The sequence below is a fragment of the Desulfosporosinus sp. BICA1-9 genome (assembly GCF_000802135.1).
The window spans coordinates 30,269-45,611 of record NZ_JUEE01000006.1; the positions used below are offsets into that span (position 1 = coordinate 30,269).

11 protein-coding genes are annotated in these 15,343 nt (G+C 45.0%); 1 reads left to right on the forward strand and 10 read right to left on the reverse strand.

Features of this window, described 5'->3' with window-relative positions:
• Positions 1-81: 81 nt before the first annotated feature.
• The 4 genes from nrfD to JL57_RS00585 form a co-directional block, all read right to left on the reverse strand.
• Entirely contained in the window at positions 82-1,404 is a 1,323-nt protein-coding gene (gene nrfD / locus JL57_RS00570) for an NrfD/PsrC family molybdoenzyme membrane anchor subunit (protein ID WP_291299542.1), read from the reverse strand.
• Between the two features lie 12 nt (positions 1,405-1,416).
• A complete protein-coding gene (locus tag JL57_RS00575) occupies positions 1,417-2,103 on the reverse strand; it encodes a 4Fe-4S dicluster domain-containing protein (protein ID WP_034140105.1) in 687 nt (228 codons plus the stop codon).
• Positions 2,100-4,670: a molybdopterin-dependent oxidoreductase gene (locus tag JL57_RS00580; RefSeq protein ID WP_034140106.1), complete on the reverse strand. Its 2,571-nt coding sequence runs from the start codon at positions 4,668-4,670 to the stop codon at positions 2,100-2,102. The genes JL57_RS00575 and JL57_RS00580 overlap by 4 nt, the downstream gene beginning before the upstream one ends.
• A 333-nt stretch (positions 4,671-5,003) precedes the next feature.
• Positions 5,004-5,933 (reverse strand): magnesium transporter CorA family protein, encoded by a 930-nt coding sequence (locus tag JL57_RS00585; protein ID WP_034140107.1) that lies wholly within the window; start codon positions 5,931-5,933, stop codon positions 5,004-5,006.
• 316 nt (positions 5,934-6,249) lie between these two features.
• On the opposite strand from JL57_RS00585, the gene JL57_RS00590 reads away from it, so the two are divergent.
• Positions 6,250-7,449, forward strand: a complete 1,200-nt coding sequence (locus JL57_RS00590) for an MFS transporter (protein ID WP_034140108.1) — start codon at positions 6,250-6,252, stop codon at positions 7,447-7,449.
• A gap of 86 nt (positions 7,450-7,535) precedes the next feature.
• Here JL57_RS00590 and JL57_RS00595 read toward each other — a convergent pair whose 3' ends face one another.
• The 6 genes from JL57_RS00595 to JL57_RS00620 form a co-directional block, all read right to left on the reverse strand.
• Entirely contained in the window at positions 7,536-8,513 is a 978-nt protein-coding gene (locus tag JL57_RS00595) for a phosphotriesterase (protein ID WP_034140144.1), read from the reverse strand.
• A gap of 46 nt (positions 8,514-8,559) precedes the next feature.
• Positions 8,560-9,927: an AMP-binding protein gene (locus JL57_RS00600; protein ID WP_291299543.1), complete on the reverse strand. Its 1,368-nt coding sequence runs from the start codon at positions 9,925-9,927 to the stop codon at positions 8,560-8,562.
• A complete protein-coding gene (locus JL57_RS33175) occupies positions 9,887-10,249 on the reverse strand; it encodes an AMP-binding protein (protein WP_291299544.1) in 363 nt (120 codons plus the stop codon). The genes JL57_RS00600 and JL57_RS33175 overlap by 41 nt, the downstream gene beginning before the upstream one ends.
• 47 nt (positions 10,250-10,296) lie before the next feature.
• Entirely contained in the window at positions 10,297-11,937 is a 1,641-nt protein-coding gene (locus JL57_RS00605; protein WP_291299545.1) for an AMP-binding protein, read from the reverse strand.
• A 172-nt stretch (positions 11,938-12,109) separates the two neighbouring features.
• Positions 12,110-13,759, reverse strand: coding sequence for a long-chain fatty acid--CoA ligase (locus tag JL57_RS00610; protein WP_034140109.1), 1,650 nt, complete (start codon positions 13,757-13,759; stop codon positions 12,110-12,112).
• Between the two features lie 635 nt (positions 13,760-14,394).
• A complete protein-coding gene (locus JL57_RS00620) occupies positions 14,395-15,294 on the reverse strand; it encodes a 3-hydroxyacyl-CoA dehydrogenase family protein (protein WP_291299546.1) in 900 nt (299 codons plus the stop codon).
• Positions 15,295-15,343: the final 49 nt, after the last annotated feature.

A 15,343-nucleotide genomic window follows, 5' to 3' on the forward strand; every position in this document is an offset into this window, starting at 1 on the left:
GCTATCTAATAGATGCATTTAGTCAATGAGCCCCCTTTACTGTTTTGTAAAGGGAGCTTATGAGTTGGATAAAGATTTCTATCAAACAATTTCTGAAGGGGCAAGTCCTGAAGTAGCCTGAGCCTGCTCAGTTTTACTGACATAGTGATGACCCAACACGGATTTTTGTGGCAGAAAATCATACGTTCTCAACGCCCCAGTCACAACAAAGAGCACCAGCCCGAAGGGTAAGAGTGCCACGGCATACTCCACCAAGGTCGGCGAATAGTCCCAAGTACTGACAAAAATAGGCAGGCCTTCTTGAAACTGCCCTAAGGCTATGGGGTAGGCCCAACTTTCTATGCCCGCCCCTGGAATGGCTAAGGTCAGTGGAATAGCATTAAAGGCAGGGAACATCAACATCATACGGTGAGCGAAGACCCCTATGAAGAGGAGAAGGCTTCCGATCATCAGTGATCTGAAACTGCCTTTTCCCCTTTTAGTGAAGAAGAAAATCATGGTAAAGGCAGGCAGCAGTATCTCTGTCGCGTAAAGAAGCCCATAGTGACCAAAAACAAGGGAGAGAATTTCTCTGGCTTCTGGGTTCCCCGACCACCCATGGACGAGTAGGTCAATCCCGACGAAGAAGAAGTGCACAATCAATGCCCCCGCTATGATGTGGGCCATGGTTTGGAAGGCCTCTTCATGCTGATAAAACTTTTCTTTTCCCACGGCGAGCAGAGAAATTACCAGGACTAGAGCGGTTCCGGAGGCGACTGCCACAGAAACAAAGTCCGGCGGCAACACTGCTGTATTCCACCACCCTCGTGAGCTCTGTGTGGCAAAGATCAAAGCCGTCACAGTGTGAATCAAGATGGCCACCGGTAATCCGACGAGAGCGACACCTTTGGACCATTTTTTAGAGAGCGCTTCAACCTCTTCTTGGGAGAGACTTTTTGTCCAGCCGTTAAAAAATCCTCGCCCTTCTTTTCGCCAATCCGGTAAAAGTTGAACATAGACACTTAAGAAGGTAATGACAAGGTAGGCGGCGATGACAACGACGTCCCAAACCAGTGGGGAGCTAAAATTGGGATGAATAAAGATCTTCCAAACCCGCTCCACCCGACCCATATCAGGCAAAATCATGGCCCCAGCGCCTAAAATACTGGCAAAGGCTGAGAGAGAGGCTATGCGGGTGAAGGGCTCAAGTTTCTCAAGATTGAAGAGATAGACTGAGGAGGAAACAATCAAGCCGCCTGCAGCAACCCCTACAAAAAACGCAAAGGTCGCAATATAAAGTCCCCAGCTAAAGGAATTGCGCATATTAGTCACGCTTAAACCATTCTGCATTTGATATCCCCAGGCAGCTAAACTAATCAAGACTAAAGTGATTGCTAAGCCCAACAGGGCATTACTTTTTTTCACATTACCCACCTCCTAGCGTATCTGCGACCTTGGCGCCAGATAGAAGACTTTGGGCGAAGTGCCCAGTTCTTCTTTCAGGCGATAGGTCGGCCGTTTTCCAATAAGTTTACTGACTTCAGATTTTGGATCATCGAGGTCTCCAAAGATGCGCACTTTGCCCGGACAACCTCGAGTACAGGCTGGTTCTTCTCCACTAGAGGTGTATTGCACACAGAAGGTACATTTTTCAGCGACACCAACTGGCCGATCAGGAGTGAAAACTAACCTTCCATCCTTATCCCGGAAATCAACAGGGTAGCCATACTCATACCCTTCCTGATACCCAACTCGGTCCTTAACCTGCTTAGGGTCTTCCCAGTTGAATTGGCGAACCCCATAGGGACAGGCTGCTATGCAATATCGACAACCAATACAGCGTTCAAAGTCAATCAATACCACGCCCCGTTCATCGGTATAGGTGGCTCCGGTAGGACAAACCTTTTGGCAAGCAGGATTGTCGCACATTTGACAGGATACCGGCAGAAAATCCATTTGCAAAGCTCCAGCTTTGCCAACGGCAGCTTGATGAAAGGTACTTCCTGGGGTAAATACTCTATTCCACCACGTCCCAGGCGGCTGGGCGTTATGAGATTTGCAGACTACCGCACAAGAACGGCAACCAATGCAACGATCAAGGTCAATCACCATCCCTAGTCTCATTGAACATCAACCACCTTTCTTACATCACAGAGGCATTCGTTCCAGGCTGTGTTTGGGGACCACATCCCAGGAACAAAGTAAATTTCATGGGTTGGTTTAATAAAGGGATAGGTTAAGGAGTTATATGACTCTCCTTTCAAATAGCGACTCCACCAACCTTGCTCAAAGACCGCCTGCTTGAGACCAACCCCCGGATCAATGATTGCGTAAGCCGAGACTTTACCACGATCATTGAAGATTTCCACGAGATCCCCTTCCTTGATGCCCTTTGCTTGGCCATCCTCGGGACTGAGCCACACTCTCGGCTTTCCTTCCTGAAGTTCGTTCATCCAGATATTATTGGAATGCGTGGAATGCACTCGGTAGATGGCATTTCGGGTAACATAGCTAAATTGGTACTTTTCTTTGGCGAGGGGATTTAAGGCATACTCGCTTTCCTCAAAGGGTGGCTTATGTACCGGAAGCGCCTCGCCCACCTGAAGCATGATATCTTCATCTTTGTATAGTTCGATCCGTCCACTCTTCACAAACTGAGCCGTTTGTTCAAGTTTGGCTGGTAGGCTAAGGGGGGGAAAAGGCTTTTTATGTTGGACTTGCTCATAGAAAGGAATTTGCCGACTTCCTGGGACCTCAGACTTTAAGCGTACCGGACCTTTTTTTAATTGTTCGAGGGTAATACCCTCTACCTCAGGTCCTCCGGTTTTGAGCAAAAGCTCGATGACTTTCTCTGCTGCCCCTTGCGGATCAAGCTCGGGATAAAAGTACTTTTCAAAATTTGGGTTCAGTCTCTTCGCCAGTTCCCGAATAATCCAAAACTCCGGTTTGCCCTCATAAAGTGGTTTTACAGCTTGTTGCTGCAGTTGTAAGTAAGGATGCACTGGCGTGGCCACCAGATCAGTTTTTTCATACCAAGATACTGCAGGTAGGACGGCATGACTATATTGACAGGATGTGGTCATTTGGAAATCCGTGGTCACGACAAATTCCAAATCTTCACTTTCCACCATTTCACGGAGTTTATTAGCCATGTTATGCTGGTCAAAGGGATTACCCCAACCCACGACCAGTGCTTTAATCCCATTTTTGGGCCAAGGGGCTTTCATAGTCTTGGTCGGGCCATTGAGGACGTAAAGAAAGGGGAGCCAGTTTTGCTTCTTACCTTCCGGAACCCACCACTCTGCAACTCTAAAACGAATCCGGTACTGACCGGCATAGGTGGAAATCCCTGCTCCGGGTTTACCGATATTCCCCGTCAAAATTGGCAGCATGGCTAACGCTCGACCCTTCAGGTCACCGTGATACCACTGATAATTACCAGCACCATAGATCACATGGAGTGGTTTGTTCTCCACCATTTCTCGAGCAATGCGGACAAGATCTTCTTTAGGTATGCCCGCCAGTTTCTCGACGGCCTCGGTCGTGTATTGGCTAAGGCTTTCTTTAAGGAGCTGGAAGGCAGGTTTGGCTTTGACGATCTCACCCGTTTTAAGGGTCACCTCCACAATCCCTTCGATCATGATATCTGTGGGCAGATCGAGTTTTTCCGGATGAACCGCTATTAACTGACCATTATAAGCAACATAGGATTCCCTGTAGGCTGGTATATCAGCAGGCTTGACGAGATCTTGAACCTCCTGTGCTTTAAGTCGTTTGCCATTATCCACGCGCACGAGAAGCGGCAGGTCTGTAAAGGTTTTGATAAAATCTGCATCGTAAATCTTCTCTTCAATTAAGACCCTGGCTAAACCTAAGGCAACTGCTGCATCACTGCTCGTATTAATGGGAAACCATTCATCCGCTTTTGCTGCGGTGGGGCTAAAGTTAGGATCAAAAACCAGGATCTTAGCACCTCGATTTCTAGCTTCCAGCAAAAAATGGGCATCCGGAATTCGAGTTGCCAAGATATTAGAACCAAAGATCATGACATAGCGGGAATTCGTCCATTCCCGTGGTTCGAGTTCTTCACTTTGGACCCCGAAGGTCATGGGCCAAAACATCGGCAAATCCCCATTTTGGTCATAAGCATGATGCATAGTCCAGCCTGCTAAGGTCGCTAACCTGCTGACCGCTCCTTTTTGGACATATCCGGTTCCACCCACCTGAAAGAGCACCCCGATAGACTCCGGGCCATACTTATCAGCAATTTCTTTTAAACGCCCTGCTGTATAATCTAAAGTCTCAGTCCAGGAAGCTTCTTTAAAATCTCCAGAACCTGGCTTACCTTTTAAAATGAGGGGGGTTTTCAAGCGGTCCGGACCATAGATAAGGTTTGTCATGGACAGCCCTTTAAGGCAACCGCGAGGATTGTACTCTTGTTCTGGATAGTCAGCGGCTTGAATAATTGACTTAATCTGGTCGTCCTCTACAAGGGCCTTCATCCCGCACGCCCCTGTACAGTTCGGCGAACAGGTCGTGCGAACATAATTTAGCTGCGCATCAACTTGCTCAGGTGTGGCTATCGCTTGATGAATAAATGAGGCCGTACCTGCGGTCCCTACGAAAACACCAGTAGCCGCAGATACTTTAAGAAATTGTCGACGCGAAAGCTTCAGGTTCTTTCTTTGCACTTACGAGCACCTCCACTTGATTGTTCAATTTATAACTAATATGCTATGTAGTCGGTTCTTACCCTCAATTAGATCACAATTTGGTTGGTAATTCCGTGAACGCTGTCACACTTAAGATGTGATTCGATTAAGGAATGCTTACTGTTCAAGTGGAGCCGAGGAAATATAATGCATTCAATTACCCTAAAGAATTAACATATAGAAAAAGAGACTCAAACCCTAACAAGCGAGGTTTAAGTCTCTTCTCTTCCTATACTACTTATACAACGTTAGTAAAAACCGCAGTAGCTCTGCCAGAACCAAGATCCGTCCTTTTGAAAACAGATTGGAGCCCTAAAACATATCCTTTTTCATTAAAAAAATGACCCCTCCAAAACAAAGAACAACCGACATACCGACAACAATCCCAAAACCATAGTCTGATGTCTGAAAAGGAATTTTAACGTTCATACCGAAAAAGCTGGCTAGCATCGTCGGAAGGGCTAAAATAATCGTTATAGATGCCAAAAACTTCATAACCATGTTTAAATTATTGGAAATAATGGAAGCAAAAGCATCCATCATACTACTCGAAATGTTACTATAGGTTTCTGCCATCTCGACTGCCTGTTTATTTTCTATGATGACATCTTCGAGCAAATCCTGGTCTTCTTCATATACCTTCAGGACCTTCGTTCTCAACATCTTGTCCATGACTTTTTCATTAGATTTCAAGGAAGTCGTAAAATAGACAAGACTTTTTTGAAGGTTCAGCAACCTGATTAATTCCTTATTTTTCATTGATTTGTGAAGTGCCAACTCAATTTCGTTCGTCTTCTTTTCAATTTCTCTAAGTAAGGTTAAATATAAGGAGGCACTTTTATAGAGGATTTGAAATAAAAACCTTGTCTTTTTATGGGTTTCCATTCCACGAACTTTTCCATTTGCAAAATCCTTAAGGACATCGACTTCTTGTAAGCACACGGTTACAAGATGATTTTCGGTCAATATGATTCCGAGAGGGATTGTTTCGTAGATAACCGTCGCGTCTTGGATTATTGGTACATTAATAATAACTAAAATTTGATTATTCTCAGTTTCAATTCGGGGTCGCTCTTCATCGTCTAAAACATCTTTTATAAAATAATCTTCGATTCCTATGGCTTTAGTAATAAGAGTTATTTCTTCTTCAGTAGGGTTTATCAAATTTATCCAGGAGCCCTTTTCTTCGGGTTTTTCAGTTCTAACGATAGTATTGTTGATAGTATTATACACTGCTAACATTTGCTGCCCTCCACTTCGGAACTTCGGAACTTCGGAACTATGGAACTATGGAACTTGAAACCAGTCTTGTTGTATAAATGACCTTTTGATTTTCGCCTTGAAAGCTAGCATACCCTTTTGGCATTACCTTAATATCTAAATCAGCAAACTACTTATCTAGTGTTACCCTTAACAATGGTTCCTTTACAGTATCATATATTTTTACAAAAATAATGGAACTTAATAATTATTATGCTAAGGTTCGTGAACCGCAGGAATATCTCCTGATTAGGCGAATTAAAGTAAGAGTAGTTGAAGAGAGTAAGAGGACAGAGAGATGTGGGGTTTAGAAAAAAGAGATTTTATTTTGTTCTTATTAGCTAGTGCTGTGATCGGGGTTACACAAAGCATTGATATTTCATTTTTTAATAACTTTCTGAGTGATAATTATCATTTGACAATTTCACAACGGACATTCCTAGAAATTCCTCGGGAATTCCCAGGCTTTGCAGTTGTTTTTATGACAGGACTTTTGTTTGCTTTTGGAGACGTTCGGACCGCTGCTATAGCAAACCTACTCGGTGGATTAGGGTCCCTCGGTCTGGCATTCTGGTCACCCGAATATCTCCCTATGATTGGCTGGCTAACAGTATATAGTATGGGGCAACATTTGTTTATGCCAATGGCCAATAGTATCGGGATGAATTTAGCATCCGAAGGCCAAATGGGGAAAAGATTGGGTCAGATCAATTCTGTGAACACGGCTGTCTTTCTAGCCACAAGCTTGGCCACAGCCCTTTTATTTAGATATATTAAAATTGACTATCACTTGGCCTTCTCTATTTCGGCAGGAGCCTTCTTCCTGTCAGCCGTACTGATCTTAATGATGAAACCACACTCGGGTAAGAGAATAGGTAAACGCTTTGTGCTCCGCAAAGAATATAAGGTTTTCTATGGATTAAGTATCCTTTTTGGCGCCAGGAAACAGATCTTCATCACCTTTGGGCCGTGGGTCCTTATTAAAGTCTTTAGCCAGGACGTTGCCACGTTTGCCATTTTAAGCTTCATCATCGCCGGCCTGGGAATTTTTTTTAAACCGTTTATCGGATACCTGATTGATAGTGTAGGAGAACGATTCGTCTTGGCGGGAGAATCAGTATCTTTAATCTTTGTCTGTCTCGGTTATGCTTTTACTGAAGGCTTACTAGAAACTATGGGTCTAGGAAAAATTACTCTCTACGTCGTCTGTGGACTGTTTGTTCTCGATCAAATGCTAGTGTCCGTGAGCATGGCCAGAGCCACCTATGTTAAGAGAATAGCCTTAAATTCTGAAGATGTTTCTCCAACCTTATCCATGGGCATAACTCTTGATCACATAGTCTCAATGTTTGTGCCTTTTCTAGGTGGGTTTATCTGGACTGTTCTAGGCTATGAATATGTATTTGTGATCGGAGCTGCTATTGCTGCACTCAATCTACTCTTGACGACTAGGATGAAGCCGTTTAGCCAATTACCAAATAAGGATTCTGCCGTATAAAATTAACGTTACAACTCAAAAATAAATGCTACTATCCGTTACCTTTACAAAAAATCAACGACAGGCGATGCCTGTCGTTGATTTTTTTAACTAGTTCCAAACAATCTTCCGGGATTTTCAATCAAGAGTATATCAATCTGTTCCTCTGTAATACCGGCCTTTCGTAGTACTGGAAGGACATTTTCAAAAATATTCGTAGGGTGCCAATGGGCTAACATTTGCTGTACAATTTCGGGCAAAATCAGGGGTCTGCCTAACCAATAGTTCACAGTGTCCTGAGACAATAATAGTTGCCCTCCATACCCCGTTCCCAACAGACCAATCAGCATTGTCTCGCGAACCGAATCTAAGGGTGCTCCGACGATTCCCTCGATACCGAAGCGATCAAAGCCCAAGAAAACACCTGTTTTCAAGACGCTGACGTGGTCGGCTACATTGGTATTTCCACACATATGACCGATTACGATTCGACGGGGATCAGCGCCTGCGGAAATCAGCAACTCTGCTTGTTCAGCTCCCATGGTCCCTTCCTGAGTGTGCGTGATGATGGTAACTCCAGTTTCCCTCTGCACCTTGGCTGCCGCCCGAAAAAAAACTTTCTCATAATCGGTAATGACATCTTTACTGGATGCTAATTTAATGACCCCAGCTTTTACACCCGTTTTCCCGATCCCTTCCGTAATTTCTCGTAAGTACATCTCATGAACTTCGGCTTCCATATCACCTAACCCTGCTCGAAATTTAAAGTAGGCTGGTGCAGATTCTCCCTCGTAGTAGTAGCCGCTCGAACAGATGATTTGTAGCCCTGTCTTTTCTGAAATTTCTCTTAACAGCTCCGGGTTTCGGCCACATTCATTGGTCGTGGCGTCGACTACAGTTTTTACCCCGTGAGTCATAAGTTTTTCCGCCACATTAATACCAACCCGCAGGGCTGCTCCCCGGTCAAATTCACCCATTGTGGTATCCCCTTGGAAACCGGGATAGCCGAAGACAAAATGCTCATGGAACAAGGTTTTTCCAAGTCTGTCGGCGCTTACCGGCCCTAACACCGTATTTACTGTCACTGTCCCTCCACCCTCCAAAATAATTTTCAAATGCCTCAAAATGTGATCAGTCCGCCAAGGTTACACCCCTTGATACTTCCCTTTCTTCTTCCTGTAACTTGCGCCAGAGAAGTTTACCGCTGGCCGACATTGGAAGACTCTCCACAAATTGTACGATGCGCGGATATTTATAGGCAGACATCATACCCTTAGCCCACTCGATAATATCTTGTTCAGTAACGTTTCCTCGTTGCGCTTCATGCAAGATAACATAAGCTTTTACGGTTTCTCCTCGTTTTGCGTCGGGCACGCCAATCACACAGGCTTGTCGAATCGCTGGGTGTTTGAACATAGTTGACTCCACTTCAGAAGGCCAGACTTTAAACCCGGCAGCGTTGATCATTCGTTTTACTCGATCAACAATAAAGAAATATCCGTCCTCATCATATTTTGCAATATCACCAGTACGGAAAAATCGTTTCTCACCGATGGTAATAAAGCCTTCCTCAGTCTCTTCTGGGCGGTTCCAATACCCTTTCATCACCTGAGGCCCGTTCACGACCACTTCGCCTTGTTCCCCAAGTCCTAACTCCTGCAGGGTCTCGAGGTCAATAATCCTTGCATCCACATCAAAGGATGGAATCCCCAGACATTGCAACTTCGGGCGGTCCGGCGGATTGAAGTGGGTTTGAGAAATTGTCTCACTTAAACCATACCCTTCTGCATATCTCACGCCCAGTAGTTGGAACAACTTTTCCCCAACTGCTTCTGGCAAGGGGGCGCCACCACCACCCACGAACGCCAGAGATTTCACATTATAGTTCATCAGGTTAGGATTGGCCAGAAAATCTACCACCATGGTGGCTATGTTTACCCAGTGAGTACATCCGTACCCTTCGACCAAAGCAGCGGCAACTTCCCTGTTCCAACGGGTCAACAACACCATCGTTCCACCTGCAAAAATTGGTGCATTCATACTATGTTGCATTCCAGTCACATGAAATAATGGTAAAGTCGTCAAAGTAATCGTATTGGCCGTCATTGAGGTCCATGCAGATGCGCCAACAGTGTTAGCATTAACTGACCTATGGGAGTGAACACACCCTTTTGGTCTGCCAGTGGTCCCTGATGTGTAAGGCAAAACCGCCATATCCTGCTCAGATACAGTCAACGGGCCTGGTTTCAAACCAGAGTTGATAGCCTCCTGCCAATAAATTGTCTGGGGATTCTCGAAGTCATGGCGTGGGGCACCAACTTCATCAGGAATTGCCAAGTCGAACTCGGGCGACGCATAATCACTGTAGGCAGCAACAATAACGTGCTGTAAGAGAGTGCTCATTTGCAATGGAGCAAGGCGCTCATAGAGTTCCTGTCCGGTAATGGCCACGGTTGCCTCACAATCGTTGATATAAAATGACAGTTTCATCCGTAACATTCATAGGGCTCATGGGTACCACTACGGCGTTTGCCCGCAAAATGGCATAATAGGCAATCACATATTGGGGTGAATTTTGCATAAAGAGCAGAACGCGATCGTTTTGGACAACCCCTAGCTTGCTTTGTAAAAAGCCTGCTAAGGAATCCACTTCAGCTTGAAATTGCCGATAAGCAACAGTGCCGCCATAATAGTGGATAGCGGCTTTATCAGGATACCTCCGAGCTGAGACTGCAAGATTATCATATAAACTGGTCTTCGGCACAGGTAAACTATGTGCTAGACGTTTAGGCCAAAATTCTAAATGTCTTGTTCTTGACATAATGCTTCCACTACCTTTTGAATTATATTCTTAAAAGCTACTAAGTCTTATAACAGCCGGCGCAGCACTTTGCCCGCGCCGGTAGCTGGCAGGGACTCCCGAAACTCAACATAACGCGGAGACTTGTAGGTCGTCATTTTTTGTTTGGCCCAGTCCATTATGTCCTGAGCGGAAATTTGGGTACCCTGCTCAGGTTTCAGCACAACGTAGGCCTTGACTACTTCGCCTTTCTGAGCATCGGGTACTCCAGTCACCGCTACTTGGGCAATTGCTTCATGCCGGATCAGCATGGCTTCCACTTCCTCCGGAAAAACACTGTAACCTGATACCTTGATCATTTCTTTGAACCGTCCACTGAAGATCAAATAGCCATCTTCGTCCAACCACCCCATATCTCCAGTGTATACCCAACCATCACGAAGAGTCTGGGTTGTGGCCTCTGGTCTATTCCAATAACCCCGGAAAACACCTGGATTGGTGATAACTATTTCGCCCATCTCGCTGACCGGCATTTCCTTACCCGTATCTGGGTCAATAATACGAATCACCGTCTCGTAGTTCGGGATCCCTTGAGTTCCCCACTTTACGGCAGTCGAGGGCATAAAGGTATCCGCTGTGTGAGTTTCACTGAGTCCATAAGCCGCTTCGTAGATCTCACACCCGACCGTAAACTTAGCCCACGCCTCCGAAATCTCTTGAGTTAGGATAATTCCAAAGCTGGTAGCTCTACTAGTTCTTAAGGAGGAAATATCATATTGTCCGGCATTGGGTACCTGCATGACTGCGAGATTCATAGGCACCACACTATACCACCACGTACATTTGTAGCGTTCAATGGCCTGCAGAACTGCGAGCGGATCAAACCGATACAAAAGCACCATGCTGGCGTTGGCATAAATTGGGCAATTGAGCCCCAACAACATCCCCGCGATATGGTAAAGGGGCATCACGGTAAGTAAGACATCCTCCGCCCCAATTTTGCTGCTTTGGGCTACTGCAGCTGTCTTAAAGAGAGCGTTCTCATAACTAAGCAGGGCTCCCTTCGGTTGACCGGTCGTACCGGAAGTATAGACCATGAGACCAATGTCCTTCATATTGAAGTCCACGGAAGAAACAGAACTTTCCAGATCCCTGATCACCGAGATCATGTCGTGAACACCCGGAATGAAGGGTTTCGGTTTGCCTATCTCTGCTGGAACATTGAGTGTAGGCTCAGTCGGCAGAAAATCCCCGTAATTCGTGAGAATAACCTGCTCAATTTGTGTCTTTGACTGAACCTTCATTACGATATCGTAGAGGCCGTCCGCTGCCACGATCACTTTCGCTTCCATATCGTTGAGTTGGCTCTCCAATTCCCACTCCTTAAACAAAGGACTGCACGGCCCCACGACCGCTCCGATTTTTTGGATTCCATAATGCGCAATAAAATATTGGGGACTATTGGTGAGAAAAAGCGCTACGTGATCTCCTTTCTTAACCCCGGAGACCGACAAGAAAGTTGCAAACCGCTCGCTGAGATCGTTTAGTTCACGATAGGTGATCTCTCGTCCATACCAGATGATCGCGATCTTCTCTGGATTCAAGTTGGCATTGTCCCGCAAGTACTCGTGCAAGGGCTTTTGCCCTTGCTGATAAGAGAGCTCCGGGAGTAAATCTTGAGGCCAACTTTTACGCTTTCGATCGTTCATCTAACTACCTCCTCGAAATTTTGCCTCCCTAACCATGACCCTAATGTGAGAGGCCCCGTAGGGAAACACCTACGGGGTATTTTTACTTACTTACTTACTTACTTACTTACTTACTTATAAATTATCCAACTTATAAGAGCATAGTTATTTGCACCTTGAACATTTACCTGACTCAGGATTCCGTAGTGGCAGCCGTTTGGAGTTTTGCTTTTTCCTCTTCAACTAGCTGACGGCGCAAAACTTTTCCAACGATCGTTCTAGGCAATTCATTCCTGAACTCCACAAGGCGTGGTACCTTAAATGCAGCCAACTTGGTCCGGCAAAAAGCAATTAATTCTTGGTCTGAAGCCTCTGTATTGGGTTGCAGGACAATGAATGCCTTAACCGTCTCGCCGCGGTAAGCGTCGGGCACCCCTGCTACAACAACTTCCTTAACTTTTGGATGTTCATACAATACTTCCTCAATATCACGAGGATAAACATTGAAACCGCCTGCGATAATTATGTCTTTCTTGCGATCAATTATATAGAAGTAACCTTCTTCGTCCATTCTGCCTATATCGCCGGTATGCAACCAGCCGTTCCGTAAGGTTTCAGCCGTCGCTTCTGGCTTTTCCCAGTACCCAAGCATCACTTGAGGACCTCGGACGCATAATTCTCCTATTTCGCCCACGGGGAGCTCTCTGTCACCAGTCTCCAAATCCATAATTGCGCAATCAGTGTCAGGGAAGGGGAAACCTATGGAACCGGCGCGTGTAGGGCGATCGAGCGGGTTGCAATGCGTTATCGGGGAAGCCTCAGACAAACCATACCCTTCAACTAAATTTCCTTTGCCTTGCGTCACTTCGCTGAATTTCTGAGCAACCTCTAAGGGCAGTGGGGCTGAGCCACTAGTGCAAACTTTGATTGCAGCTAAGCTTTCACTGTATTCTGCGATGCGGGGATGGCTGTTAAGAGCCATAAACATGGTTGGTGCACCAGGGAAGAGAGTCGGCTTATAGGCACGAATTGTTTCCAACACTTGATCAACGTCAAAGCGGGGCAAAATAATCTGAGTTGCAGCGATGCACAAAGCATTATTGAGGCAGTCAGTCATGCCATAGACATGGAATACCGGCAATATGGTGAGAATGCGTTCCTTTCCATATTCCATGTTAACCGACCATTCAAGAACTTGGAGGGTATTACATATTAGATTACGGTGAGTGAGCATAACCCCTTTGGAGACACCCGTCGTGCCACCAGTATACTGCAAGACTGCCAGATCTTCGGCGGAATTAATGGGTACTTCAGGTAGAGCAGCCTCACACTTGATTAGATCGTCGTATGAATAAATTCCAGGTGCTGACTTGACCGGTGCAAGAAAGTTAAAAACGATGACCCTTTGTAAAGACGTATCCTGCAGCACATTCTTTACCCGAGGATACATCATTTCAAAGACAATGATCGTGGTTGCCCCAGAATCATTCATTTGGTGTGCAATTTCTGGTTCAACGTACATGGGGTTTGTTTGGACGACAATTGCGCCTAATTTGAGCAAAGCAATGAAAGCTATTTCCCATTGGGGGCAATTCGGGCCCATTAGCCCCACCCGTTCCCCCTTGATGATACCTAAACCAGCTAAAGCAGTCGCAAAACGGTTGACCTGATCCCCGAACTGTCTATAAGTAACCGTATGCCCTCCAAAAATCATGGCAGGGCTATCTGGCATTTTGGCGACTGTCTCATCAAACATTTGACCTAGCGACTTATCGGGGTAATCAATGTGGTACCTAACATTGCTTGGATAGCTTTTCAACCATAGTTTCTCATTTTCCGTCATCCGATTGCCTCCTCTTTTTACTACTTAATTATTTGGTTTAAGTAAAGTCAAACTGTTCTCTAATTTCATTAACTCGCTAGTGCTTAGATTTATATTTTATTTTCTATTATAAATTTTCTGAATATTATATGCCTAAAAAGTTCCCCTCCTCTTGGTTATGTGGTTACACTCAAGTCTACCTATATTATCTTGTCTTTTTCACTGGAAAGTAAATTTGCACCTCGTTTCTTTTTAACTATTCTAATAACTCTCCTTTAGATCTAAATGCAATATTTATGCCACTAAAATGTATAACAAAAACCCTCTTAAATAACAAATCAGCGATTAGAGAGAGTACTAAACGTGTACGGAATTGATACAAATATTTACAATTCTGTGTTAGAAAGCATACACTTCAAAAATTCAGTACCCGTTCTATCATAAAAGCCCGCTTGATTACCTTCGCTTTTTCATCCACTTCAGAGGCTCCCACTTCAATAAGTGGGAGTCTCCATCCCTCAAACACCCTAATACCTGTCCATAAGTAGTGCCGAAAACGCACATATTCACTATAATCGCACTCGGCCCCTTTTTGCGCTAACACCTTTACAATTTATCCATATTAAGGAGGACATCCATATATGGGTATAGACTTTCTAATTGTCGTTCTTCGGTTGACTGGCATAGTCAAAAAAGCCCTTGCCCGTTTTTCTGCCTAAGTGGCCCGCGCTGACCAATTGACGCAATAAACCAGGAGTTCGGTATTTAGTATCACCCGTATCTCGAAACAAAGTTTCTCCTACCATTAAAACCACGTCTAGACCGCAAACATCTGCTAAAGCAAGAGGACCGATCGGGTGATGACCAGCCAGTTTCATGACTTTATCAATATCTTCAGCAGTTGCCAATCCTTCTTGCAGCACAAAGATAGCCTCGTTGATCATGGGATTCATAATTCTATTGAACACAAACAAGGGACTATCCTTGACTTTAATCACCGTTTTCCCCAAGCTAATCAAGAGTTTTTCCGTCTCAAGCAAAGTAGCTTCAGAAGTGTGATAACCTTGTACTACCTCTACCGGTTCCATGCGAGGGGGTGGAATAAAAAAGTGTGTACCAATTACCCTATCCTGCCTGTTAGTAGCTGAAGCTAATTCAGTAATACTAAGCCCCGATGTGTTAGTCGCCAAAATCGTTTCTGGTGGACAAAAACCGTCCAGTTCTTTGAACAAACCCTTTTTAACCTCCAATTTTTCAATGACAGATTCAATAATGTAGTCCGAGGATCCGAGCATAGCTAAACTAGTGGTTGTTTTAATACGCTGTAGACACTGGTTAGCAGTCTCTGAAGTAATCTTACCTTTTTGCACTTGCTGGATTATATTTTTCTGGATGCTGGCAAGACCGCGCTGTACTAACTCTTCATTCAAATCCCACAAAGCAACTTGGTAACCTGCTTGGGCTGCCACCTGGGCAATACCCGCTCCCATGGTGCCGGATCCCACTATCCCAATCTGGCTAATTTTTTTGGACTCAAAATCTGTTTCATAAGACAACTCATCCCACTCCTCAAATTCAATTACGACTTGTAGTAAAAAGAAAGAA